This window comes from Ensifer canadensis (genome assembly GCF_017488845.2).
Lineage (GTDB): Bacteria > Pseudomonadota > Alphaproteobacteria > Rhizobiales > Rhizobiaceae > Ensifer > Ensifer canadensis.
In genome coordinates this window covers 262,721-288,006 of sequence record NZ_CP083374.1, presented here as the reverse complement: position 1 = coordinate 288,006, position 25,286 = coordinate 262,721, and the positions used below count along the sequence as shown (strand labels likewise).

At 61.1% G+C, this 25,286-nt stretch carries 16 protein-coding genes and 2 pseudogenes; 14 read left to right on the top strand and 4 right to left on the bottom strand.

Annotated features, from left to right (window positions below; genetic code table 11):
- Positions 1-65 precede the first annotated feature (65 nt).
- A complete protein-coding gene (locus J3R84_RS34730; RefSeq protein WP_057220029.1) occupies positions 66-1,919 on the top strand; it encodes an ABC transporter ATP-binding protein in 1,854 nt (617 codons plus the stop codon).
- Positions 1,920-2,097: 178 nt separating this feature from the next.
- Here J3R84_RS34730 and J3R84_RS34725 read toward each other — a convergent pair.
- Positions 2,098-2,747: pseudogene (locus J3R84_RS34725) on the bottom strand (glutathione S-transferase family protein).
- 400 nt (positions 2,748-3,147) lie between these two features.
- Here J3R84_RS34725 and J3R84_RS34720 point away from each other — a divergent pair.
- The 9 genes and pseudogenes from J3R84_RS34720 to cysG all read left to right on the top strand — a co-directional run.
- A complete protein-coding gene (locus J3R84_RS34720) occupies positions 3,148-3,735 on the top strand; it encodes an ANTAR domain-containing response regulator (RefSeq protein WP_025430178.1) in 588 nt (195 codons plus the stop codon).
- A 121-nt stretch (positions 3,736-3,856) separates the two neighbouring features.
- A complete protein-coding gene (locus J3R84_RS34715; RefSeq protein WP_373688510.1) occupies positions 3,857-5,083 on the top strand; it encodes a CmpA/NrtA family ABC transporter substrate-binding protein in 1,227 nt (408 codons plus the stop codon).
- Between the two features lie 354 nt (positions 5,084-5,437).
- Positions 5,438-6,730 (top strand): CmpA/NrtA family ABC transporter substrate-binding protein, encoded by a 1,293-nt coding sequence (locus tag J3R84_RS34710; RefSeq protein ID WP_057220027.1) that lies wholly within the window; start codon positions 5,438-5,440, stop codon positions 6,728-6,730.
- Positions 6,731-6,788: 58 nt separating this feature from the next.
- Positions 6,789-7,682 carry a nitrate ABC transporter permease gene (gene ntrB / locus J3R84_RS34705; protein ID WP_057207243.1) on the top strand — a complete coding sequence of 298 codons (894 nt, stop codon included), beginning with the start codon at positions 6,789-6,791 and terminating at the stop codon, positions 7,680-7,682.
- A 14-nt stretch (positions 7,683-7,696) separates the two neighbouring features.
- Positions 7,697-8,497 (top strand): ABC transporter ATP-binding protein, encoded by an 801-nt coding sequence (locus J3R84_RS34700; RefSeq protein WP_025430174.1) that lies wholly within the window; start codon positions 7,697-7,699, stop codon positions 8,495-8,497.
- Positions 8,498-8,503: 6 nt separating this feature from the next.
- The gene (gene nirB / locus J3R84_RS34695) at positions 8,504-10,966 is read left to right on the top strand and encodes a nitrite reductase large subunit NirB (RefSeq protein WP_203527566.1); all 2,463 of its coding nucleotides are present in this window, start codon (positions 8,504-8,506) and stop codon (positions 10,964-10,966) included.
- Between the two features lie 4 nt (positions 10,967-10,970).
- On the top strand, positions 10,971-11,306 hold the full coding sequence (gene nirD / locus J3R84_RS34690) for a nitrite reductase small subunit NirD (RefSeq protein ID WP_025430172.1): 336 nt from the start codon (positions 10,971-10,973) through the stop codon (positions 11,304-11,306).
- Positions 11,307-11,308: 2 nt separating this feature from the next.
- A complete protein-coding gene (locus J3R84_RS34685; RefSeq protein ID WP_057220026.1) occupies positions 11,309-13,966 on the top strand; it encodes a nitrate reductase in 2,658 nt (885 codons plus the stop codon).
- Positions 13,938-15,080, top strand: a pseudogene (gene cysG, locus J3R84_RS34680) (siroheme synthase CysG); the annotation flags it as partial. The gene J3R84_RS34685 and the pseudogene cysG, both read left to right, overlap by 29 nt.
- Before the next feature lie 199 nt (positions 15,081-15,279).
- Here cysG and nadE read toward each other — a convergent pair.
- The gene (gene nadE, locus J3R84_RS34675; RefSeq protein ID WP_239637611.1) at positions 15,280-16,122 is read right to left on the bottom strand and encodes an NAD(+) synthase; all 843 of its coding nucleotides are present in this window, start codon (positions 16,120-16,122) and stop codon (positions 15,280-15,282) included.
- Between the two features lie 45 nt (positions 16,123-16,167).
- A complete protein-coding gene (locus J3R84_RS34670; protein WP_203527567.1) occupies positions 16,168-16,572 on the bottom strand; it encodes a GFA family protein in 405 nt (134 codons plus the stop codon).
- Positions 16,573-16,753: 181 nt separating this feature from the next.
- On the opposite strand from J3R84_RS34670, the gene J3R84_RS34665 reads away from it, so the two are divergent.
- Positions 16,754-17,848 carry a YihY/virulence factor BrkB family protein gene (locus tag J3R84_RS34665; protein WP_025430167.1) on the top strand — a complete coding sequence of 365 codons (1,095 nt, stop codon included), beginning with the start codon at positions 16,754-16,756 and terminating at the stop codon, positions 17,846-17,848.
- An 11-nt stretch (positions 17,849-17,859) separates the two neighbouring features.
- Here J3R84_RS34665 and J3R84_RS34660 read toward each other — a convergent pair whose 3' ends face one another.
- The gene (locus J3R84_RS34660; protein ID WP_156408444.1) at positions 17,860-17,997 is read right to left on the bottom strand and encodes a hypothetical protein; all 138 of its coding nucleotides are present in this window, start codon (positions 17,995-17,997) and stop codon (positions 17,860-17,862) included.
- 471 nt (positions 17,998-18,468) lie between these two features.
- On the opposite strand from J3R84_RS34660, the gene J3R84_RS34655 reads away from it, so the two are divergent.
- The 3 genes from J3R84_RS34655 (at position 18,469) to J3R84_RS34645 (ending at position 25,145) form a co-directional block, all read left to right on the top strand.
- On the top strand, positions 18,469-20,163 hold the full coding sequence (locus tag J3R84_RS34655; RefSeq protein ID WP_025430166.1) for a SulP family inorganic anion transporter: 1,695 nt from the start codon (positions 18,469-18,471) through the stop codon (positions 20,161-20,163).
- 323 nt (positions 20,164-20,486) lie between these two features.
- On the top strand, positions 20,487-22,178 hold the full coding sequence (gene aspT / locus J3R84_RS34650) for an aspartate-alanine antiporter (RefSeq protein ID WP_025430165.1): 1,692 nt from the start codon (positions 20,487-20,489) through the stop codon (positions 22,176-22,178).
- A gap of 240 nt (positions 22,179-22,418) precedes the next feature.
- A complete protein-coding gene (locus J3R84_RS34645; protein ID WP_025430164.1) occupies positions 22,419-25,145 on the top strand; it encodes an aminotransferase class I/II-fold pyridoxal phosphate-dependent enzyme in 2,727 nt (908 codons plus the stop codon).
- Positions 25,146-25,286 lie beyond the last annotated feature (141 nt).

Genomic DNA, 25,286 nt, shown 5'->3' with positions numbered 1-25,286 from the left:
GAAGAGGGTGGTAAGGTGCGATCTGCGTCGCTGACTTTCCCATCCGCTATTTGACCGAGTGGCCCATGTCGATTTCAGATGCGATCTACCGTCCGTTCGAAACCTTGATCCGACCCCTGGATATTCCTTACCGACCGCTGCCGTCCAAGGGGCCCGCAACCGTCCTTCTGCATTTCATATCAATGTTCCGTGGCGTGCTGATCGCGCTCGCGCTTTCCTCCATGGCGATTGAGGCCATCAACCTGACTATCGTCTGGGGGCTTTCTGTCATCGTCGATGGCGTATCGCAGAACGGTGCATCCGCCTTCTTGCACAGCGAATGGCCCCTCCTGACTTTTCTCGGGCTGCTGATCTTTCCGGCCATGCCGGTCGCCTCGTTTCTATTGAACACACTCAACTCGCATACGCTCGGCGTCGGCATGCCGGCCGCAATCCAATGGCAGGGTCACAAGGCGGTCGAGCGGCAGGATCTGGCGTTTTTCCACGATCTTTTTGCCGGACAGGTCGCTTCGCGCCTGTCACAAGTATCATCCGCCGTTCAGCAGCAGATCATCGCCGCCTTCCAGTCCATTCCACGTTTCCTGCTGCAGATGGTCGGTTCCGTCGTTTTGCTGAGCGCCCTATCCTGGCAGCTCGCCTTGCCCGTCATCGTCTGGATAGGGCTCAATGTGGCACTCGCCGTCAAGATGGCGCCGATTTTCGTGGAACGCTCGCGCAGCACTGCCAAGCAGCGAAGCTTGGTGTCAGGCGCCATCACCGACCTTTACACCAACATGCAAATGATCAAGCAGTTCGCTGCCGAAGACAGCGAGGCCGGCGCGATCCGTCGCATCATTCACAAAACCATACAGACGCAGCACAGGGAACAGCGCATCTATCGCACGTCCGAACTCATTGTCGTGGCGCTGAACATGGCACTTTGGCTGGCGATGCTTTCGATTGGTTTTTCGGGCCTCGTCAACGCCTTTCTCACGGTCGGCGAGTTCGTCGGGGCGGTCTATATCCTCCAAAGGCTGTCCGGGCACACCTTCACCTTCCTGCAGATGGGCCAGCAGATCTTCCAGGCGATCGGGACGATCAAGGATGCGATGCCCGTGATGACGACGCCGCCGACCATAACAGATCGGCCTGACGCGACGACCCTCGTGGTCAACAACGGCGAGATCCGCTTCCAAGACGTCTGCTTCGCATACAAGTCCGGCAAGCCCGTCATCGCCAACCTATCGCTGACGATGCGGCCGGGGGAGAAGGTGGGGCTGGTCGGCCTCTCCGGGGCCGGCAAGACCACGCTGGTGAGCCTGCTGCTGCGCTTCTACGACATCAACGAAGGCGCGATCCTGATCGACGGGCAGGACATCCGCGATGTCACACAGACAAGTCTTCGCCGCAACATCGGGGTCATCGCGCAAGACGTCGCGCTACTGCACCGTTCGGTCGGCGACAATATCCGTTACGGCCGACCGGAGGCGACGCAGGAAGAGGTCGAAGAGGCGGCCAAAACGGCAAGGGCCGATGTGTTCATCGCCGATCTTGCTGATGGCGAAGGCCGTAAGGGCTATTGCGCCTTCGTCGGCGACCGCGGCATCAAGCTCTCGGGCGGTCAACGGCAGCGCGTGGCGATCGCCCGCGTTCTGCTGAAGGATGCGCCGATCCTCGTGCTGGACGAAGCGACCTCCGCTCTCGACAGCGAATCTGAGGCTGCCATCCAAGAAAAACTCAACCTGGTGATGGAGGGAAAGACGGTGATTGCCATAGCACATCGCCTTTCGACCATCGCCATGATGGACCGGATAATCGTACTCGATCAGGGGCGCATCGTGGAAGAAGGCAGGCCGGAAGAACTGGTTGAACAGGATGGCCTGTTTGCCCGTCTGTGGAAACGCCAGACCGGCGGCTTCATTCCTGAAGAGATAGGCTAGCCCTGAGACAGGCAGTTGGTGGCGAGATGGGCCATCGGAGCGGTTTCCAACATACCGTCACCTGGAAGCCTGCCGTGTGTTCAATCGTTTTCCGCCGTTGCGTCCATGTTCACGCAAATGCTCCGGCTGAAGGCGGCCGGTAAAGATTTCCGTCTGGAACGCCCATCGTAGCGGACCTTTATCGGCCTGTTGATGCAGCGGTGAAAACCGCTAATTGAGCGTCGAAAGCACGCTGGTAGGCGGGTCGCGCTTCGCCGCGGGTGATATAGGCGGCGAGGTTCGGATATTCGTCCAATATGCCTGATCCTGCCAATCTGCGCAGCACCGTCACCATAAGAAGGTCACCGGCGCTGAACTCGCCGTCGAGCCAATCGGCATTGCCAAGCCTCCCGGAAAGTTCGCTCAGCCGTTTACGGATGCGGCCCTCGACGGCAGACATCCGCTGCTCGTACCAGGTCTCATCGCCTTCCAGATACCTGGCGATTTCGCGATCCACGATCGGCGGCTCCATCGTGTTGAGCGCGGCAAACATCCATGTGATCGCGCCCGGGCATTCGCATCGTGTGGCAGCAGGCCCGAACGGCGTTCGGCGATATGGAACACGATGGCCCCGGACTCGAACAGGGCTAGATCGCCTTCTTCATAGGTCGGGATCTGTCCGAAAGGATGAAGCGCTAAATGCGCGGGTTCCTTCATCGTTTTGAACGAAACAAGACGAACGTCGTAAGGCTGGCCCACTTCTTCGAGCGCCCAGCGAACGCGCATGTCACGCGCCATGCCCCTGCCGCGATCGGGCGATCGTTCAAATGCGGTAATGGTGATAGTCATCGCTGTTCTCCTAGCTTGTCTGTCTTGAAGACGATTGACTAAGCGAGATTCCGACGCTCCGTGCTCGCGATTGCTCGGGGGGTATTACTGCAATTCTGGCCTATGCCCTGCGGGCATCATATCGGCGAAGATCAGACTTGGCAGCAATTGCATGGCGCCTCGCCACTACCTGACTACTGAGAGGCCAGTCGATCGCAGAATGCCCCGTGATCTTGCCGGATTTTATGGTCTTGCGAGCAATCTAAAGAAGTTTGCGGCTTCGGGTCAGGAAGCGCTGTCTGGAGCAAAGTTCCGACCTTGCAAATGCTGCGGAATCGATTAAAAAATAAGCAACGAAGAATTTGTTAAGAAAATAGGCAATTCTGTTGCGGAATTTGCTGCGCTGCATCATGATCGCCTCATGACAAACCGCGACCTCACCATTCTCGTCATCGACGAGAACGCCATTCGTGCCTCGATCATCGAGGAAGGATTGCATGAGGCCGGGCATCGCAAGGTGACTGTCATCCATGAGGTGCAGGGTGTCGCGCGCGTCATCGACAGTCTTAGGCCCGATGTCATCGTCATCGATATCGAAAACCCCAATCGCGATATGATGGAGCATCTGTTCCAGCTGACGCGCACGGTGGGGCGGCCGATCGCGATGTTCGTGGATCGCTCCGACACCGCTTCGATCGAGGCAGCGGTCGAGGCAGGCGTGTCCGCCTATATCGTCGATGGTCTCAAGAAGGAGCGCGTCAAGCCGATCCTCGACATGGCCGTCAGTCGTTTCAACGCCTTCAGCCGATTGCAACGGGAACTGGCCGATGCCAGGTCCGCGCTCGAGGAGCGCAAGGTCATCGAGCGCGCCAAGGGCATTCTGATGAAGATCCGTGGTCTCTCGGAAGAGGAAGCCTTTGCCCTGCTGCGGCAGACGGCGATGAACGAAAAGAAGAAGATGTCTGAAATCGCGCAAAGCGTGGTGACGGCCGCCGGCCTGCTGATGTGATGGCGGGCGCCGCGTACCGGCTTTGTCGCAAGGAGTAGGTGGAGTGAACAGCATGGCCAATCTCGGCGATATCGGCAGCGGCCTCACCTCGTCCGGTCATGGTTTACCGGCGCCGCAAAAGATGCGCAGCGAGGGCGCCCGCACGCTTCGTGCCGGCTTCATCCCGCTCGTCGATGCATCGGTCCTGATCGCCGCTTGCGAGTTCGGTTTTGCCCGCAGCGAAGGTCTGACACTCGATCTGGTCAAGGATGTCTCCTGGGCCAATGTCCGCGACCGTTTGGCGTTCCGCCAGTTCGATATTGCCCACATGCTTTCCCCCATGCCGGTTGCGGCCATGCTTGGGCTTGGCTCCAATCCTTCGCCGACGATCACGCCCTTCTCGCTCGGGCGTGGCGGTAATGCCATCACGCTGTCCAATCGGCTCTTTGCCCGTATGGTGGAGGAGGGGGGGCTTGAAGGCGCCGAGAACGCGCTTGCCAATGCGCAAGCGTTCGCCGCCGTACTTGGTCGCATGAAAGCGAATGGCGATGCGCCGCCGACCTTGGGCGTCACCTATCCGTTCTCCTCGCACAATTACGAATTCCGGTACTGGCTGGCTGCCGGCGGCGTTGATCCGGATCGTGACGTCAAGCTTGTCGTCGTGCCGCCGCCGATGACAACAGACGCGCTCGAAGCCGGCGCGATCGATGGTTTCTGCGTCGGCGCGCCCTGGAACATGGTTGCATCCGAGCGCGGCGTCGGACGTATTGTCGCCGCCAAGCAGGATATCTGGCCGTCGGCGCCCGAAAAGGTCATCGGCATGCGCCCCGAGTGGGCCGAAGCCAATCCAGAAACGGTTTCGCGGTTGATCGTGGCGCTGGATGCTGCCGCCCGTTGGTGCGACGATCCGCAAAATCGCGACGCCTTGTCCGAAGCGCTCGCCGACCAGCGCTATGTCGGCGCCCCGGTCGAAATCATCCGCCGCGTGCTTTCCGGTGAGTTCACCATCGACGCTCAAGGACAGCGTCGGGTCATCGACGACTATTTCGTCTTCCACCGCAACTTCGCCAACTATCCCCGCCCCAGCCATGCACTCTGGATCTACAGCCAGATGGCGCGCTGGGGACAGGCCGACTTGGGCCCGGAAGCGACGACGGCGGCAGCTTCGGCCTATCGCCCTGACCTTTATCGGCTTGCGCTCGGGGCCGATGCGGCACCGGCGGAAGCCGATATCAGGATCGAGGGCGCATCCGCTGAGGATCGCTTCATGGACGGCCATGTTTTCGATCCTGCCGCGATTGAGGCCTATGTCGAGGCGTTTCCTGTGCGTGCAGAGGGCGGCGCGACCGCATCTGGCGCTGACAACTGATGGTTCGGCCGCTGCTTGTTTGGGCAGAGCGGCCGAGCCGGCTGTGTGCAGCGCACAATAATTCAGCAGATTCTACAATAGCTGTTTTGCTGGGCAATTACGCTCGTTCGTATTTTTATCATTCGATATCAAACTATTAGTTCCTGGCTTGTCGAACTGGCACGGCTCTTGCTTTTAAGAAATTGCTTCGGTCAACGGCGATTGAAGCGAGTTCAAACGCCAGATCGCGTTTGCCAGAGACACTGACGTCGCACGGTTTTTGTTTCCCGAGGAATCCTCCTGATCCCGGACGCAATCTCCAAGCGGCGTTTTTTTATGTCCGGTTTTGCCCGGCAGCAGCAGAGGAACCTGCGCATGATCAAGTTTTCGACTGGCGGACTGACCCGCCGCGGCCTGCTGAAAACCACAGCGACGGCCGCTCTACTCGGTGCCGCCAAGACGGCCTTCCCGACCGGCGCCTTTGCACAGTCGACCGGTCCCGAGACTACCAAGGCGGTTCTCGGTTTCATTGCTCTGACAGACTCCGCGCCGCTGATCGTCGCCAAGGAAAAGGGCTTGTTCGACAAATACGGCATGACCGAAGTCGACGTGGTCAAGCAGGCCTCCTGGGGCACCACACGTGACAACCTCGTGCTCGGTTCGGCCGGCGCCGGTATTGATGGCGCCCATATCCTGACGCCGATGCCTTACCTGATCTCGACCGGCAAGGTGACGCAGAACAACCAGCCTCTGCCGATGGCGATCCTCGCGCGCCTCAATCTCGACGCGCAGGCAATCTCGGTCGGTGGCGCCTATGCCGATCTCAAGGTCGGCCTCGATGCATCGGCGCTGAAGCAAGCCTTTGCCAAGAAGAAGGCTGAAGGCGCTGCCGCCAAGGTGGCGATGACCTTCCCCGGCGGCACGCATGACCTGTGGCTGCGCTATTGGCTTGCCGCTGGCGGTATCGATCCGGATTCCGATGTCGAGACCATCGTCGTGCCGCCGCCGCAGATGGTCGCCAACATGAAGGTCGGCACCATGGACTGTTTCTGCGTCGGCGAGCCCTGGAACGAGCAGCTCGTCAACCAGAAGATCGGCTACACCGCCGTCAACACCGCCGAAATCTGGAACGAGCATCCGGAAAAATCCTTCGCCATGCGGGCTGACTGGGTGGAGAAGAACCCGCGCGCCGCAAGGGCGCTCACCATGGCCATCCAGGAAGCGGCGCAATGGTGCGACGACATGGCCAACAAGGAAGAGCTGGCGAAGATCGTCGGCAAACGCAGCTGGTTCAACGTGCCGCCGAAGGACATCGTCGACCGGCTGAAGGGCGAATACGACTACGGCAACGGCAAGCTCGTCGAGGACAGCCCGCACTTCATGAAGTTCTGGCGCAACCACGCCTCCTATCCCTTCCAGAGCCATGACAGCTGGTTCCTGACGGAGAACATCCGCTGGGGCAAGTTTGCTCCCGACACCGACATCAAGGCGCTCGTTGCCAAGGTCAACCGCGAGGATATCTGGCGCGATGCGGCAAAGGAGCTCGGCGTCTCCGACATCCCGACCTCGACCTCACGCGGCATCGAGAAATTCTTCGACGGCAAGGTGTTCGATCCGGCAGATCCGCAGGCTTACCTGAAGAGCCTGAGCATTTCGCGCGTCGCCTGAGCCTTCGTGGCGGCGGGCGAGCCCGCCGCCGCTCGACTTGAACCTTTAGGAGAACGGTATGTCCGTCACCAATCTCAAGCTTCCCCAGGAGGCTGCTCAGCGGCCCGTGGCCCGGGTCATCGCCTTTACCCGTGCGACGAAGCCCGGCGGTAGCCGCCGGTTGCCGGCAGCACTCGCCACAGCCTTGACCAACCTCGTCCCGCTGGTGGTGACCCTGAGCTTTATCCTCGTCGCCTGGCAGGTGATCTGTTCTGCGCCCGACTCGAGCCTGCCGGCGCCGACACGTGTTCTGGAGGAAAGCTGGGAGCTGATCGCGCATCCGTTCTATGTCGGACAGGGCGTCGATCAAGGCCTGTTCTGGCATATCTCGGCCAGCCTTCAGCGCGTCGCGATCGGTTATGCGCTCGCCGCTGTCGTCGGTATCGCGCTCGGCGCACTCGTTGGCCAGAGCGCCCTTGCCATGCGCGGGCTCGATCCGATCTTCCAGGTGCTGCGCACCGTGCCGCCGCTCGCCTGGCTGCCGCTGTCGCTCGCCGCCTTCCAGGACGGCACCCCCTCGGCGATCTTCGTGATCTTCATCACCGCGATCTGGCCGATCATCATCAACACCGCGGTCGGCATCCGCAACATTCCGCAGGACTACCAGAACGTCGCCAAGGTGCTGCGGCTCAATGCCTTCGAATATTTCGGCAAGATCATGCTGCCGGCTGCTGCCCCTTACATCTTCACTGGCCTTCGCATCGGCATCGGTCTTTCCTGGTTGGCGATCGTTGCCGCCGAGATGCTGATCGGCGGCGTCGGCATCGGTTTCTTCATCTGGGATGCGTGGAACTCGTCGCTGATCAGCGACATCATCGTTGCGCTCATCTACGTCGGCATCGTCGGCTTCCTCCTCGATCGTCTCATCGCCCTCATCGGCCGCGTCGTCACCCGCGGCACGGCAACTGCGTGAGAAAGGCAAAGACCATGACCAAGAGCTATCTCTCGCTTGAGCTTATCGACAAGAGCTTCGAACGCGGCGGCGTCAGGACGGACGTTCTGAAGCAGGTTTCGCTTTCCGTCGACAAGGGCGAATTCATCTCGATCATCGGCCATTCCGGCTGCGGAAAGTCGACGCTGCTCAATATCGTCGCCGGCCTGACGCAGGCGACCACCGGCGTCGTGCTCCTCGATGGCCGCGTTGCCGACGAGCCGGGACCGGACCGCGCCGTCGTCTTCCAGAACCATTCCCTGCTGCCCTGGTTGACGGTTTACGAAAACGTCCGCCTCGGCGTCGACAAGGTCTTCCGCGCGACCAAGGGCAAGGCCGAACGTCACGAATGGACCATGCGCAATCTCGAGCTGGTGCAGATGGCGCATGCCGCCGACAAGCGTCCGTCCGAGGTTTCCGGCGGCATGAAGCAGCGCGTCGGCATCGCCCGGGCGCTGGCCATGGAACCGAAGGTTCTTCTGCTCGACGAGCCGTTCGGCGCGCTCGACGCCCTGACCCGCGCCCATCTGCAGGACCAGGTGATGCAGATCCACGCCGAGCTCGGCAATACGGTGCTGATGATCACCCATGATGTCGACGAGGCGGTGCTGCTTTCCGACCGCATCGTCATGATGACCAATGGACCTTCGGCGCGCATCGGTGAAATCCTGGATGTGCCGCTAGCCCGCCCGCGCCGGCGCATCGAACTGGCGGCCGACCGAACCTACCTCAAATGCCGCGAAGCGGTGCTCAAGTTCCTCTACGAGCGCCACCGTTTCGTCGAAGCTGCGGAGTAATTTCCCATGGCTCACCAAACGCCCGAAAAACTCGTCATCATCGGCAATGGCATGGCGCCCGGACGCATGCTGGAGCACCTGTTCGAACAGGCGCCGGGGCAATATCAGGTCACGATCTTCAACGCCGAACCGCGCGTCAACTACGACCGCATCATGCTTTCGCCGGTCCTTTCCGGCGAAAAAGACTACGAGCAGATCATCATCCACGGCGATGGTTGGTACATCAAGCACGGGATCACGCTCTACAAAGGCCACAAGGTCGTGGCGATCGACCGCGCGAAGAAGACTGTGACCTCTGATCACGGTGTGACCGAAAGCTACGACAAGCTTGTCATCGCAACAGGCTCAGTGCCCTTCATCATCCCGGTTCCCGGCAAAGATCTGCCCGGTGTTATTACCTACCGCGACCTCGATGACGTGCAGGCAATGTTGCTTGCCGCGCAGTCGCGCGAAAAGGCTGTCGTCATTGGCGGTGGCCTGCTCGGGCTTGAAGCGGCCGCCGGACTTGCCTCGCGAGGTATGGATGTGACCGTACTGCACGTGATGCCAACTCTGATGGAGCGCCAACTCGATCCGGCGGCTGGTTATCTCTTGCAGAAAGCCGTCGAGGAGCGCGGCATCAAGGTCATCTGCAGGGCCAATACCAAGGCAATCATCGGCGATGGCAAGGTCGAGGGCATCGAGCTCGACAACGGCACGATCATTCCCGCGACACTCGTCGTCATGGCTGTCGGCATCCGGCCGAACGCGGGCATCGCCAAGGAAGCCGGCCTAGCGGTCAATCGCGGCATCGTCGTCGACGACGGCATGCAGACCTCCGATGGCGATATCCTGGCGCTTGGCGAATGCGCCGAGGTGTGCGGCATGGTCTACGGCCTCGTCGCACCACTCTACGAAATGGCGCGCATCGCCGCATCGCATCTGGCGGGCGATCGCTCGCCCGCCTTCGTGCATTCCGACACGCCGACGAAGCTCAAAGTCACCGGCATCAACCTGTTCTCCCTCGGAGACTTTGCCGAAGGCGACGATCGCGAGGAGATCGTGCTGCGCGATGCAGCCGGCGGCGTCTACAAGCGGCTGGTGCTGAAGGACAACCGCATCATCGGCACAGTGCTTTATGGCGAAACCGCCGATGGCGCCTGGTTCAACGATCTGAAGAAGAAAGCCACCGATATCTCGGAAATGCGCGAAACGCTCATTTTCGGCCAGGCCTATCAGGGAGGGTCCCCGCTGGACCCTATGGCGGCCGTTGCAGCCTTGCCGGATGATGCAGAAATCTGCGGCTGCAACGGCGTGTGCAAGGGCAAGATCGTGGCGACGATCCAGGGCAAGGGACTGACGTCGCTCGACGATGTCAGGGCGCATACGAAGGCGTCCGCTTCCTGCGGTTCGTGCACCGGGCTCGTTGAGCAGGTGATGTCGCTGACGCTTGGCGAAACCTACAATCCCGCCGCCGTCCAGCCGATGTGCACCTGCACCGAGCTTGGCCACGACGATGTCCGCCGCCTGATCAAGGCCAAGGGCCTGAAGACCATTCCCGCCGTGATGCAGGAACTGGAGTGGAAGACATCCTGCGGCTGCGCCAAATGCCGCCCGGCGCTCAACTACTACCTCGTCTGCGACTGGCCGGACGAATATGCCGACGACTACCAGTCGCGCTTCATCAACGAGCGTGTGCACGCCAATATCCAGAAGGACGGCACCTACTCCGTCGTTCCGCGCATGTGGGGCGGCGTCACAAACTCTGGGGAATTGCGCGCGATTGCCGACGTCGTCGACAAGTTCGAGATCCCGATGGTCAAGGTCACCGGCGGTCAGCGTATCGACCTGCTCGGCATCGAGAAGGAAGACCTGCCGGCCGTCTGGGCCGATCTCGGCAAAGCCGGCTTCGTGTCGGGCCAGGCTTATGCCAAGGGCCTGCGCACGGTGAAGACCTGCGTTGGTTCCGACTGGTGCCGCTTCGGCACCCAGGATTCCACCGGCCTCGGCATCCGCATCGAGAAATTCATGTGGGGGTCCTGGACGCCGGCCAAGCTGAAATTGGCCGTCTCCGGCTGTCCGAGAAACTGCGCAGAAGCCACCTGCAAGGATATCGGTGTCATCTGCGTCGACAGCGGCTTCGAGATCCACTTCGCCGGTGCAGCCGGGCTCGACATCAAGGGCACCGAGGTTCTTGGTCTGGTGAGGACCGCGGACGACGCCCTCGAACATATCGTGGCGCTGACGCAGATGTATCGCGAGCAGGCCCGTTATCTCGAGCGCATCTACAAGTGGGCCAAGCGCATCGGTCTTGAAGAAATCCGCCGGCAGATCATGGACGATGCCGAACGGCGCAAGGCGCTCTTCGACCGCTTCGTCTTCAGCCAGAAATTCGCCCAGGTCGACCCATGGTCGGAGCGTGTCTCCGGCAAGGACAAGCACGAGTTCCGGCCGATGGCGACGGTCGGATTTTCAGAAGCAGCGGAGTGAGGGGATGGACATGAACTGGATCTCAATCGGTGACATCTCCGACATCCCGCTTCGCGGCGCACGCTGCGTGCGCACGCCCGAGGGCAAGATCGCCGTCTTCCGCACCGCCGAAAACGAGGTCTTTGCGATCGAAGACCATTGCCCGCACAAGGGCGGGCCGCTGTCGCAGGGCATCGTCCACGGGACGGCCGTCACTTGCCCGCTGCACAACTGGGTGATCTCGCTCGAAACCGGCAAGGCGCTGGGTGCAGACGAGGGGGGCGTGCGCACCATCCCAGTGCGCAACGATGGCGGTGCGCTTTTTATCGCACTCGAAAGCCTGATGATCGCGGCGGAGTAGTCATGGCAACCGAAGTCAAAACCACGTGTCCCTATTGCGGTGTCGGCTGCGGCGTGGTCGCGACGGTTGGCGATGACGGCGGCATCGGTGTGAAAGGCGACCCGGATCATCCGGCCAACTTCGGCCGGCTTTGCTCCAAGGGGGCAGCGCTTGGCGAGACGCTCGATCTCGACGGGCGGCTGCTCTATCCCGAGATCGGTGGACAGGCCGCGGAGTGGGATGAGGCGCTCGACCTCGTCGCCGATCGCTTTTCGCAGGCGATTGCCGAGCACGGGCCAGATTCTGTCGCCTTCTATGTCTCCGGTCAGTTGCTGACCGAGGACTACTATGTCGCCAACAAACTGATGAAGGGGTTCATCGGTTCGGGGAATATCGACACCAACTCGCGCCTTTGCATGTCTTCATCGGTGGCGGGTCATCGCCGCGCCTTCGGATCGGACACCGTTCCAGGTTGCTACGAGGATCTGGAGCTTGCCGATCTCGTGGTGCTGACGGGCTCCAACCTCGCCTGGTGCCATCCGGTACTCTACCAGCGCCTCGTTGCTGCCAAGGCTGCACGGCCGCAAATGCAGGTCGTCGTCATCGACCCGCGCCGCACCATGACGGCCGATATCGCCGACATGCATCTGGCGATCCGGCCGGATGGCGACGTCGCGCTCTTCAATGGTCTATTTGCGCACCTGGCCTCCAGCCCGGCTTTTGATCAGGGCTACATTTCGCCGCACACCAGCGGATTCGCCGAGGCCTTCGCCGCAGCAAGCGCCTTCGATCAAGCCACACTGGCGCGACTAACTGGGCTCGCCGAACAGGAACTAGCCGCCTTCTTCCAACTTTTCGAGAGCAGCGAAAAGGTTGTCACCTGCTACAGCCAGGGGGTCAACCAATCGGTCTCCGGCACCGACAAGGTCAATGCCATCATCAACTGTCACCTGGCGACCGGCCGCATCGGCCGACCCGGCATGGGACCGTTCTCCCTGACGGGCCAACCCAACGCCATGGGCGGCCGCGAGGTCGGCGGTCTTGCCAATATGCTGGCCGCCCATATGGACATCGAGAAGGCGGGAGACCGCGATCAGGTCAGACGTTTCTGGGGCGCGCCGGCCATCGCCGCAAGACCGGGCCTCAAGGCCGTCGACATGTTTCGCGCTGTCGCCGACGGGCGCATCAAGGCGATCTGGATCATGGCGACCAATCCGGTCGTGTCGATGCCGGATGCCGATGCGATCGAGGCGGCGCTCAGGGCCTGTCCCTTCGTCGTGGTCTCCGATGTCATCAGGCAAACAGATACGACCCGTCATGCGCATGTGCTGTTACCTTCGCTTGGTTGGGGCGAGAAGGATGGCACCGTTACGAACTCCGAGCGCCGCATCTCCCGCCAGCGCAGTTTCCTGACGGCTCCTGGTGAAGCCCGGGCGGACTGGTGGCAACTTGCCGAAGTCGGCAGCCTCATGGGTTTTGCCGGCGCCTTTGCCTACGCATCGGCATCCGAAATCTTTGCCGAACATGCCGGTCTTTCCGGTTTCGAGAACGATGGCCGGCGCGATTTCGATGTCGGCGCTTATGCCGAAATCGATGGTGCCGGCTATGATGCACTCATGCCGTTCCAATGGCCGCAGCCGCGCGGTAAGGCAAGTACTGTGACGCGCTTCTTCGCCGATGGCGGATTCTACCATCCGGATGGTCGCGCGCGCTTCATCGCGACCACAAGCCAGATTGCCAAGCGCGTGAGCGATGCCTTCCCCTTCACCCTCAATACCGGCCGCGTTCGCGACCACTGGCACACGATGACCCGGACGGGAAAGAGCGCGCGGCTCTCCGCTCATATCGGCGAACCCTTCGTCGAGATCCACCCCCGCGATGCGATGGAGCTTGATCTTTCGCCGGCTGATCTCGTGGTGCTGGAAAGCCCCTTTGGTGCGGCGGTCGTCCGAGCACTGATCACCGACCGCCAGGCGCGCGGCAATCTCTTCGTGCCCATGCATTGGAACGACCAGTTCGCGGCTAAGGCGCGCATCGATGCCTTGGTGCCGCCGATCACCGATCCTGTTTCGGGCCAGCCCGCCTCCAAGAACGTTGCCGTTTCCGCCCGCCGTTTCGCAGCCTCCACCTATGGATTTGCAGTCAGTGCCGCAAGGCCGGAAGGGCTTGATTGCGCCTATTGGGCGCTGGCCAAGGCAAGGGCCGGGTGGCGGCTCGAACTGGCATCGCAGACCGAGCCTGATGATTGGGTCGCGTGGTGCCGACGCATCTTCGATATCCCGGTGGATATCGAGCCGATCGGCTATGCCGACGGGCCGTCCGGCCATCGCCGGCTCGCCTTCTTCGATGGCGCCAAGCTGTTGCTGGCGCTTTATCTCGCGCCAGAACCCGTCGCCGTTGCCCGCAGTTGGGTGGTCGAGCAGCTCGGCGCCTCGCATGCCGATCTGCGACTTCGCTTTGCGCTCGTGGCCGGCCGACCGGGTGCGGATAAGCCCGATCCGGGAGCAACCGTCTGCTCCTGTTTCAATGTCGGGATCAACCAGATCGTTGCTGCCGTCCGTGGCGGCTGCCGCTCGGTCGAAGCTATCGGCCAGACGCTGAATGCCGGAACCAATTGCGGCTCGTGCCGCGCCGAGATCAGGGGGATCGTCGATGGATGCCTTGCTGCTGCCGCGGAATGAAAGGCGCCTGCGCGTGGACCCGCCGCGCATGATGCCTTTAGCGAAGCTGCCCGTGTTCTTTGCGCTCGAAGGCCGCCGTGTCGTTGTGGCCGGCGGCTCCGACGCCTGCGCCTGGAAGGCGGAACTGTTGGCGGCCTGCGGTGCCGAGGTGCATGTCTATGCACCGCCTGAGGAAATCGGAGAGGCCTGCGCCCGCCTTTTCGAGGCCGGTTCCTCTCACCCAGGCGGCAGGTTCACCCATCACCGCGAGGCCTGGACAAAGGAAGCGTTCGCTGGTGCGGCGCTTGCGATTGCCGACTGCGAGGGCGATGAGGACGCGCGGTCCTTCTTCGAGGCGGCCAATGCGGCTGGCGTGCCGGTCAACATTATCGACAAACCGGTCTATTGCCAGTTTCAGTTCGGCTCCATCGTCAATCGCTCGCCGGTCATTGTCGCCATATCGACTGACGGCGCCGCGCCCATTCTTGCCCAAGCGATCCGCCGGCGCATCGAGACCTTGCTGCCGCCGGTCCTGAAGGATTGGGCGTCGCTGGCACAGGCGATCCGCGACAAGGTCAATGCGCGCCTCAAGCCCGGCGCGGCACGCCGCGCCTTTTGGGAGCGTTTTGTCGATCGTGCCTTTCAGGAGACACCGGAGGAGGGTGTCGAGATGCGGCTGGTGGCGGAGATGGATCGCCTCGCGGCGAACCGGACCGACACCGGCCGCGTCACGCTCGTCGGCGCCGGGCCGGGCGACGCGGAGCACCTGACGCTGAAGGCGGTGCGTGCCCTGCAAGCGGCCGATGTCATCCTTTTCGACGGTCTCGTTTCCGATGAGGTGCTGGAGCTTGCCCGTCGCGAAGCCAAGCGTCTGCTGGTGGGCAAACGTGGTGGGCGCGCGAACTGCAGCCACGAAGACCTCAACGACATGATGGTATCCTGGGCACGCGCCGGCAAACGGGTTGTCCGGCTGCAATCCGGTGACCCGGCGATTGTCGGCCGTAGCCGCGAGGAGATCGCCCGGTTGGAAGAAAGGGGCATTGCGGTCGATGTCGTCCCGGGCATCGCGGCGGCGAGCGCCATGGCGGCACGCGTGTGCGTCCCGGTTGGAGACCGGGATCATAGCGATCCCATCTCCCGTTGGGCGTGACGACGCGGACCGCCTTTATTGACAACGATCGCAAGGCGACAGTTGAGGGACGCATCTTAGATGCGCATTTCGCGCTGTGGTTCTATAGGCAGCAAACCGCCAGTAGCGTCGTCACTTCCTCTGGGACCGGCCGCTGCAGCATCTCTGTCATTCGCCCTGGGCGAAGCGCCACCATGAACTCTGATCAAGGCGCCGCTGCGGGATCCGCGACGAAAGCAGGGCCGATCGGCAGCGCACGTTTATGTCCGCTCCCCCGATACGCAGCAAGAATTCGCTCGGCGGCCGACTTGCTTATGGTCTTTCCTTCGAGGAAGTCATCGATCGCGTCATAGCCAATTCCATAGACCTCTTCATCGGGCTTCAGCGGGGCGTCTGTCTCCAGATCGGCTGTGGGGACCTTGGAGACGAGATCGGACGGTGCGCCCATGTAAGTGGCGATGGCGCGTACCCGTCTCTTGTTCAGCCCACTGAGAGGGACGACATCTGCGGCGCCGTCTCCGTGCTTGGTGAAGAAGCCCATCAGGGCCTCGGCGGCATGGTCCGTTCCAATCACCAGCCCGTTTGCGGCACCGGCGATCGCGTACTGGTAGATCATCCGCTGACGCGCCTTCACATTGCCGAGGTGGAAGTCGTCGCGCGCCGTGCCAAAAAGATCGCCAGCGGATTTTCGAACCTCAGTGAACAAAGCGTCGGCAGCCGTTTTGACATTTGCTTCCAGGCCAAGATCGGGGTTGATCACCGCCAGACATTCGCGAGCGGCCGCTTCGTCAGCCTGTGTCCCATAGGGCAGCCGAACGGCGATGAACTGCGCGAGATAGCCGTCCTCGCGCAACGCCCGGACGGCGGCCTGTGCAAGCAAGCCGGCAGTCAGGGAATCGACCCCACCGCTTATACCCAATACATAGGCCCGGGCATTTGCCTGTCGCAAATAGCCGGCCAAAAAAGCAATCCGCTCTCTTGCTTCCCTCTCTGCATCGAACGCACCTGGCACGCCGAGTGCCCGAATGATCTCGAATTGCTCATCCACTGACCAATTTCCGGTCAAATCTGCCTCCCATTCGACGCGTCCGCGTCAAGCGCTGTCATCGCCTGTTCGTCTTGTGTGGCGGTCTTCCCAATGTTGCTCGGCGCCCGGCACTGGGGCAAGCCAGGGCTCACGTCTCTTCACCCACAATTCATAGGTCGGAACCAGTTTGGTCGGTGCATCGTTCAAGGTGCCAAGCTGGACCTCGGCTTCATCTTCGTCATAGGCAAACATGTGGGAGCTGCAGCGTGTGCAGAAACGCTGTCCGTTATGGGCAAGCGTCGTCTCCCCGCTAGCGGCGAAATCGTCTCTGGCCCAAATGGCGTAGAATGTGAATGCCGATCCGCTCTCCCGACGGCAATTGGCGCAGTGACAGATACCAACTCGGATGGGTTCGCCTTTCAACTCGTATTTGACCTGCCCGCAGAGGCAGCTACCTGATCTCTTCGTCATGGTTGTGGCTCCGGTTCCTCCACAGGCGGGGGCTGGTTCGATCATCAATGACTCACCGGGATCCAGATTGCCATTGCTGGGCCTCGAAAATGAAGGGAGCCAAAGCCGGTAGTATTTGCCAAGCCCAATGCATCCAAATGGAGGGTCAAACGTTGACGCCTTGAAATCATCGGAGCGTCTGATGTTACCGAAACGCATCACAACGGATCCTGCGGCGGCAATAGCCGTAGTTGCGGTAGCGATGGTCGCCGTCAGTTTCCTTTTATCCCGGCAGACAGCGATACGCGCGCGAGGAGTATCGATGTCCAATGACCAGCATTCGATTGTGGAGGATGAGCACGGACGCTATGCATCGGTGCCGGAACAATTGCCAGCGCGAGGTTTGCGCGATGTGTTTTGGCGAGTCGTGCATGAGGTTGCTGAAGATCGGGTGGCTTTCGTTGCGGCCGGAGTGACCTTCTACTTGCTGCTCGCCTTGTTTCCAGCGCTTGCTGCTCTCGTATCGCTCTATGGGTTGATGGCAGATCCGGCCGTTATTTCCGACCATCTCCGCGACCTGGCAGGCATGCTTCCACCCGGAACGTTCGAAGTTTTCTCGGAGCAACTCCATGCCCTTGTCGAGCGGCGAGACACCACCCTCGGGATAGCGTTCCTCGTTGGGCTCATGATCGCTGTCTGGAGCACGCACAACGGCACTTTGGCTGTGTTTGACGCAATGAATGTGGCCTATGAGGAAAACGAGAAGCGTCGCTTCGTCAAATTGAACCTGATAGCGCTTGCGTTTACGTTCTGCGCAATACTCGCCGCAGTCTTCCTGATAGGCGTAATGGCGCTACTGCCTGCGATCCTGCAACTTGTCTGGCTCGAGCCATGGAAGGAAACGCTGGCGTTGCTTGTTCGCTGGCCCATCCTCATGCTCGTATCGTTGCTGGCGATGACCGCCGTATACCGCTTCGGGCCCAGCCGGCAGCCCGCCAGGCTTAGGTGGCTGACCTGGGGCGCGCTCTTCTCCACCTTGGCCTGGGTAGTCATGACCCTGTGCTTTTCCTGGTACCTCGACAAGTTCGCCGACTACAATGCAACCTACGGCGCTTTAGGCGGTCTCGTTGGGTTTATGATGTGGATCTGGTTATCGGTATGCATTCTGATCGTCGGGGCCGAACTCAATGCCGAACTCGAGCACCAGACATCTCGAGACACTACGACTGGCGCTCCACTGCCGATGGGAGCGCGTGGAGCGTACATGGCCGACAACATTGGCAGGATCGTCAACTAGTAAGCGCCAGATCAATGCGGCGCGGTGCAATCTGTCGGTTCGCCTACAAGCCGGCGGCGGGCGGTGTCTAAATCGCGCGGATACTTATTGTTGAGGACGAAATACTCGTTGCCACGCTCATTGAAGATACGGTCAGCGATCTTGGCCATCAGATCATTGGGCCGGCGATGCGGTAGAAGTCGCCTTGGCTGCCGCGGACAATGAAGACTTCGATTTCGCCATCCTGGACATCAACCTGGCCGGCAAACAATCATCCCCCGTGGCATACCGCCTGACGGAGCGCGGGATACCCTTCATGTTTGCCAGCGGATACCCGCGTTACCGGCCTGGTCGAGCCTTGCCTCGATGCACCGACGGTTCTGCATTTAGGCGCACGTTCTCGTCTGAAGCATGCATTGTTTGTGGCGAGCAAAACTGGCTGCCGCCTCCTGCACGCCGGTGCTCACAATGCGAAACCCGAAATTTATCCTCGTCAAATCTAAGAGGGCTTGGCGAGCGATCGTGATCGTGTTCAGATTGTTGCGCGTGGGGATCTCCGGGGTGGCGAGCGGATGATTCTGCGCTGTCGTGGCAAGTGATGGTCGTTTTGACCTGGCACATAGCCATAAGAGGGCAAGATAATGGTCCCGTTACCGCATGCCGACCAATCCGCCCATTCATCGGCCGGTACCCTGCGCCCGGACATGATCGCGGGCCTGACGGCGGCTGCCGTGGTGCTGCCGAAGGCCATGGCCTATGCGACCGTTGCCGGCCTTCCTGTCAGCGTCGGGCTCTACACCGCCTTTGTACCGATGATCGTCTATGCCCTGCTCGGCACCTCGCGCGTGCTCAGCGTCAGTTCGACGACCACGCTCGCGATCCTGACCGCGAGCCAGCTTGCGCTCGTCGTACCGGATGGGAACCCTGAACGATTGCTCACAGCGACCGCAACGCTGACGGCGCTCACGGGACTGCTTTTGATCGCGGCTTCGGCGCTTCGTTTGGGTTTCGTGGCAAATTTCATTTCGTCGCCGGTGCTCACGGGTTTCAAGGCCGGGATCGGCCTCGTCATCGTGTTGGACCAGGTGCCAAAACTGTTCGGGCTGCATTTTACCAAGGAGGGGTTCTTCCGGGATATTCTGAGCCTCGTCCACCATTTGCCCGAGACGTCGCTCGTTACATTCGCAGTCGGTGCCACGGCGCTGGTGCTCCTGCTGGTCATGGAAGGCCGTTGGCCGCATTCTCCGGCTCCGCTCGCTATAGTCGCGGCCGGGATAGCGATCTCGTGGTTGGCGGGCCTTGGACCGGCAGGCGTCGCCACAGTCGGGCACATTCCGCAGGCTCTGCCTTCATTGGTACTGCCGAATATCGACCTGGTCCTGCAGCTCATCCCTGGGGCGTGCGGCATCGCATTGATGAGCTTCACCGAGACGATTGCTGCCGGGCGAGCCTTCTCGGTCGCGGGTGAGCCTCCGATCCAGCCAAACCGCGAACTGATGGCGACGGGCGCTGCCAATCTGGCCGGCGGGCTGTTCGGCGCGATGCCGGCAGGCGGCGGCACATCGCAGACGGCGGTGGTGCGCGCCGTCGGTGGGCGCACACAAAAGGCCTCGCTGGTCACGGCAGCGGCGGCAGCGGCGACGATGCTCGTTCTTGCACCGTTGCTCGGCCTCTTGCCGCAGGCCGTGCTCGCGGCCATCGTCATCGTCTACTCCGTCGGTCTCATCAAACCCACCGAGTTCGTCTCGATACGCAAGGTTCGCCGGATGGAGTTTCGCTGGGCACTCGCCGCCTTCCTCGGCGTGCTCTTGTTCGGCACGCTCCAGGGCATTCTGGTCGCTATCACTCTGTCGCTCGTCGGTCTCTCGGGCCAGGCGGCAAACCCGCGCGTCCATGTCGTAGGCCGCAAACGCGGCGCAGACGTCTTGCGGCCGCTTTCGGCCGAGCATCCAGACGACGAAACCTTCGAGGGAATGCTGATCGTGCGCCCGGAGGGGAGGCTCTTCTTCGTGAACGCCCAGCAGGTCGGCGACCGTATTCGTACGCTGGCCAATGAACAAAAGCCGCGCGTTCTGATGCTGGACCTTAGTCGCGTTTTCGACATCGAATACTCGGCACTCCAGATGATCATTGATGGCGAGCGAAGCCTTGCGCGCGGGGGCATCGAACTCTGGCTCGCAGGCCTCAACCCGGATGTGCTCGCCTATATCAGGGCATCGGGGTTTGCCGACCAGCTTGGCCCTGACCGCATGTTCTTCAATACCCGCTCTGGTATCCGCCACCACCAGGACAGCCTCACGGTCGCGCCGTCACAGCCCGGTGCGGCAACGACCTGACGTGTCGGCGCACCGGGATCCGGCTTTCGCGCTTCGCTGTGTTTGTTTTCGGCCGCTCCTCCTGGAGCATAGTTCCAAGGCGTGGATGCGCCTTCCGACCAAACTCGGGAAGTAATGACGCATCAATCAGTTCAAGGGCCAGAAAAGAACCAAAACACTGTGTGTTCCTTGGTTTGGCGCCGTATTTGAAAGTTTCGGATATCATACTATTTTTATTCTGAATAACGCCTTGAAACGAGTGTGTAAGGGTGTATTCTCGCAGAAATAGCGATGAGGATTTAGTCAGATTTGGTTCCCGATTTCCGAGTAACAGGGGAAGCTCTATGATTGACTGGTTTGTAAATACGCTTCGCACTTATCCCGAAATTGCAATATTTCTCTCTTTGGCGCTTGGATACTACTTCGGTTCGTTCACCTACAAGGGCCTGGGCCTTGGTGCAGTGACCGCCACGCTCGTTGCTGCCGTCATCATCGGGCAGATCGGGATCACCATATCGCCACCGCTCAAGGCTACGTTCTTTCTGATGTTCCTGTTCGCGATCGGCTACGGTGTCGGGCCGCAATTCGTGCGCGGCATTGCCAAGGATGGCATCCCGCAGGCATTGTTCGCCGTGGTTGTGTGCGTCTTTTGCCTCGGGGCGCCCTTTATTGCCGCCAAGATAGCCGGTTATGATGTCGGTTCCGCGCTGGGGCTCTATGCCGGTTCGCAGACAATCTCCGCGTCGATGGGTTTGGGAACGGACGCAATCAATCGTCTTGGTCTGGCACCGGAAGAAGCCAAGCGGCTGCTGGACGCGATGCCGGTCGCCTATGCCGTCACCTATATTTTCGGCACGGTGGGGTCGGCTATTGTGCTGGCCCTGATCGGCCCCGCGCTTCTGGGTATCGATCTGGAGGCGGAATGCAAGCGCTACGAGGCGGAACAGGGCGGCAAGAAGGAAGTTGGCGGGGCGGGAACCGCTTGGCATCACTACGAGTTGCGCGCCTATCGCGTTCGGGAGGGAGGGCCGGTCGTCGGCAAGACGGCACGTGAAGCCGAATCCTTGATCCCCGAGCAGCGGGTTTTCATCGAGCGTATCCGCCGAGGATCGAAGATCGAGGATGCAACGGCGGACACGGTCATCCAGGCGGGCGATGTCGTTGCCGTGGCAGGCCGACGCGAAGTGCTGGTGAGCCTGATCGGTCATGCTGCAGAAGAAGTCGACGATCGCGAGTTGCTGGCCGTTCCTGTGGAAGGTGTCGATGTCCTTGTCACGACCAAAGAAGCGAACGGGAAGACGCTGGCCGAATTGGCGCAATGGCCGTCATCGCGTGGCGTGTTCCTGCGCCGGATCGCGCGTGGTGCCACGGCGACGGAAATTCCGATCCTTCCGAACACCCAGATCCATCGCGGGGACATTCTGACGATCGTCGGACGGACGCAAGATACTGCCGCGGCCGCCAAGGCACTCGGGGTGGCCGACCGTCCGAGCGACGTTGCCGACGTCGCGTTCATCGGCGCTGCGATTACAATCGGCGCTTTGATCGGCGCACTCGTCTATAAGGTCGGCGATGTGCCATTTACGCTGTCCACATCAGGGGGGGCGTTGATCTCCGGGCTCTTCTTCGGTTGGCTGCGCTCCGTGCGGCCGAAGTTCGGACGCATACCGACATCGACGGTCTGGTTCATGAATTCAGTCGGCCTCAATGTCTTCATCGCCGTGGTCGGCATATCGTCAGGGCCAGGCTTTGTTGCAGGCCTGCAGCAGCTTGGTTTCAGCCTGTTCCTTTGGGGCATTTTCGCAACGACCGTGCCGTTGGTACTGGCAATGTATGTCGGGAAATATGTGTTCCGGTTCCACCCCGCCATTCTCTTGGGGTGCTGCTCCGGCGCGCGCACGACGACTGCCTCCCTCGGCATGATCAACGATCGCGCCAAGAGCCAGATCCCCGGGCTCGGCTATACCGTTACCTATGCCGTCGGCAACACCCTGCTGACGATCTGGGGCATGGTGCTTGTGATGATGATGACCTAGAGCTTTTCGAGGAACAGTGCGAAGCGGTCTTCTGTCAGGAAATGCGTAAAGACAAAGAGATAGTGCGTTTGCGACTCCGTTTAAATCGGAAACGCTCTAGCGACCTGTTTCGGACCGTAAGGGATCGTCTTTCGAAGTGCATAAGTCTCATTTTGCGACCGGAATTGTAGCTGCCACTGAGTGAGAGCCGCGGACTGGTGACAGTGGACAGCCGATTCAGAACAGAGTTGGGAGCGCGTTATGCCAAGCAAAACCACACATGTAGATCAGTTTCTGCTCATCCATTCGGCACGGGCCGATAATTGGCGCGAGATCACGACATTGGCCGATGCCTGGGCCGCTAACCGGGGTGAGCGGACAGCGCTGGAGGCGGCGATCGCCGAAGTGGCACCGGCCGAGGAGTACCACGCCTATCCGGGTGGGCGATTGCTTTCGGCGCTGGCCGAGCGCATCGCCACCAACGATGCCGGCGGGGCGGCGAAACTCGCGCGGCGCATCTCCAACGGGCTTCTTTCCCATTCCTATCGCGGGCGCCCGAGCGAGTGGGATGTCCATGACGAGATGTCCGTGACAGACGTGCCCGATATCATGCCTCCCGGAACCGGGGAAGCGGGCGGCCGCCGGCCATACTTCGAAGTTCTGTTCGTCAACAGCCAGCCGGCCGTGCGGTGGGAGGCGTTCGCAGCCGAGATCCGCAGGCTACGCCGGCCCGAGGATGGCTTCATCTACGAGCCTGTTCTGGTGGGATCCTTTGAGGATGCGTTCTGTGCGGCCGCATTGAACCCGGCCATCATTGCCGTCGTGCTCGCCGAGGGTTTTCCCTATCGCTCGCGTCACGACGCGCCGGTGCTCCGCTCCGTGCTTGATCCGCTTGGAGAAGCCGAGGGACCGGACATGTCGGCGCTGCGTCTGGCGCGCGGGTTGAAGCGGATCCGGCCGGAGCTCGACGTCTATCTGCTGTCTGACCGTCAGGTGGAAAAGATCGCCGGCGATCCGGCCGCAGATGCGGTTCGGCGTGTGTTCTACGCGGTCGAGGAACCGCTGGAGATGCATCTCGCCATCCTTGAAGGCGTGCAGGCGCGCTACGAAACGCCCTTCTTCGACAATCTGAAGAAATATGCGCGGCGGCCTATCGGCACATTTCATGCCCTGCCCATCGCCCGCGGCAAGTCCGTCTTCAAGTCGGACTGGATCCGCGACATGGGCGAGTTCTATGGGCTCAACCTGTTCCTGGCGGAAAGTAGCGCGACGACAGGCGGCCTTGATAGTCTCCTGGAGCCTACCGGCACGATCAAGCGCTCTCAGGAGTTGGCCGCACGCGCCTTCGGCGCTGACCACGTCTTCTTCGTGACGAATGGCACGTCCACCTCCAACAAGATGGCGGTGCAGGCGCTTCTGGCGCCCGGCGACATCGCGGTTGTCGATCGCAACTGCCACAAGTCGCACCATTACGGCATGGTCCTGACCGGCGCACAGCCCTATTACGTCGAAGCTTTCCCGATGACGGAGTATTCGATGTATGGCGCCGTGCCGCTCGCCACCATCAAGCGCGCGCTGCTGGCCTTGCGGGCGGAAGGGCGCCTCGACCGGCTGAAGCTGCTTGACCTCACCAACTGCACTTTCGACGGACATATGTACAATGTCAGGCGGGTGATGGAGGAATGCCTAGCCATCAAGCCAGACCTTATCTTCCTCTGGGACGAGGCGTGGTCCGGGTTTGCCCGGTTTTCGCCCTTCCTGCGTCCACGCACGGCCATGGGGGCGGCAGCCGATATCGAGGATTGGCTGCGCGATCCGGCCTCGGTCGACGCTTATGAAAAGCAGCGCGCCGACCTCGGCAAGGATCCCTCCGATGAAGCACTGCTCGCCGCTCGCCTGATCCCAGATCCGCGCCTTGTCCGCCTTCGGGTCTACCAGACCAACTCGACGCACAAATCAATGTCGGCGATCCGGCAGGGCTCAATGTTGCTGGTCAAGGATGTCGATTTTCACAACGTCGAGGCCCAGTTCCACGAGGCGGTATTCACCCATGCCTCGACCAGTCCGAACCAGCAGTTGATCGCCAGCCTCGACATTGCACGCAGGCAGATGGAACTCGACGGTTACGGACTGGTGATGAACGCGATCGAGATCGCGCTCAAGATCCGCCGGGCGATCAACGAGCACCCGCTGATTTCGAAATACTTCCGTGTTCTTGGTGCCGATGAGATGATCCCGGCGGAGTACCGGCAATCAGGATTCAAGGACTATCTGGCGCCCGGCTCGACCTGGGCCACAGCGGTCAAGGCGATGAACGAGGACGAGTTCTACCTCGATCCCACGCGCATGACGCTGGTGTGCGGGACGGCTGGTTTTGATGGAACGCAGTTCAAGGGATTGTTGGCGAACGAATATGATATCCAGCTGAACAAGACGTCGCGCAACAGTGTGCTGCTACAGTCCAACATCAACAATACCCGCAGCGATATTGCGCATCTAATCCGTGTTCTGGTCGAGATCTGCCGTGGCATCGAGAAGCGCCTGGCCGACGGCGGGGAGGGCGAGCGTGCGGCTTTCGCGGCACGGGTAAAGTCGCTGATGACCGATGTGCCCGACCTTCCCAATTTCAGCCACTTCCACGAAGTGTATCGCAGCGATGCAGGGCGAACGACGCCGGAGGGCGATATGCGAGCCGCCTTCTTCAACGCCTATGACGCGTCTGTGTGCGAATATGTGCCGCTCATCGGTGCCGAATGCGATCGGCGCCTGAAGGACGGGCCGGAAATGGTCTCCGCCAACTTCGTCATTCCCTATCCGCCCGGATTTCCGATCATGGTGCCGGGTCAGGTACTGACGCAGGAGACGATCGACTTCATGCGCAAACTGGATGTGAAGGAGATCCATGGCTACGAGAAGGCGCGCGGACTGAAGCTGGTCAAGCCAGACGCAGTCGCCACCAAGGCGAAGCGTCAATCAAAAGCACGGTAGCGCCGGGATATATCGGCGCTCAATTGTTTCGATTTGGTCATTCTCGTGGCGATCCAGCGCGCACGGGCGACCGGAGCGGCAGCCAGCTACAGCGGTTGGCTGGGTGATTACGACCCGGTGCGTCGTGGTCGCTTTTTTATG

Coding starts and splice junctions, on each gene's coding strand:
- aspT (WP_025430165.1), top strand. CDS start 20,487: ATGATTGACTGGTTTGTAAATACGCTTCGCACTTATCCCGAAATTGCA.
- J3R84_RS34655 (WP_025430166.1), top strand. CDS start 18,469: ATGGTCCCGTTACCGCATGCCGACCAATCCGCCCATTCATCGGCCGGT.
- J3R84_RS34700 (WP_025430174.1), top strand. CDS start 7,697: ATGACCAAGAGCTATCTCTCGCTTGAGCTTATCGACAAGAGCTTCGAA.
- nirB (WP_203527566.1), top strand. CDS start 8,504: ATGGCTCACCAAACGCCCGAAAAACTCGTCATCATCGGCAATGGCATG.
- J3R84_RS34730 (WP_057220029.1), top strand. CDS start 66: ATGTCGATTTCAGATGCGATCTACCGTCCGTTCGAAACCTTGATCCGA.
- J3R84_RS34685 (WP_057220026.1), top strand. CDS start 11,309: ATGGCAACCGAAGTCAAAACCACGTGTCCCTATTGCGGTGTCGGCTGC.
- J3R84_RS34660 (WP_156408444.1), bottom strand. CDS start 17,997: ATGGCCAAGATCGCTGACCGTATCTTCAATGAGCGTGGCAACGAGTAT.
- J3R84_RS34645 (WP_025430164.1), top strand. CDS start 22,419: ATGCCAAGCAAAACCACACATGTAGATCAGTTTCTGCTCATCCATTCG.
- J3R84_RS34720 (WP_025430178.1), top strand. CDS start 3,148: ATGACAAACCGCGACCTCACCATTCTCGTCATCGACGAGAACGCCATT.
- J3R84_RS34710 (WP_057220027.1), top strand. CDS start 5,438: ATGATCAAGTTTTCGACTGGCGGACTGACCCGCCGCGGCCTGCTGAAA.
- J3R84_RS34715 (WP_373688510.1), top strand. CDS start 3,857: ATGCGCAGCGAGGGCGCCCGCACGCTTCGTGCCGGCTTCATCCCGCTC.
- ntrB (WP_057207243.1), top strand. CDS start 6,789: ATGTCCGTCACCAATCTCAAGCTTCCCCAGGAGGCTGCTCAGCGGCCC.
- J3R84_RS34670 (WP_203527567.1), bottom strand. CDS start 16,572: ATGACGAAGAGATCAGGTAGCTGCCTCTGCGGGCAGGTCAAATACGAG.
- nirD (WP_025430172.1), top strand. CDS start 10,971: ATGGACATGAACTGGATCTCAATCGGTGACATCTCCGACATCCCGCTT.
- J3R84_RS34665 (WP_025430167.1), top strand. CDS start 16,754: ATGTTACCGAAACGCATCACAACGGATCCTGCGGCGGCAATAGCCGTA.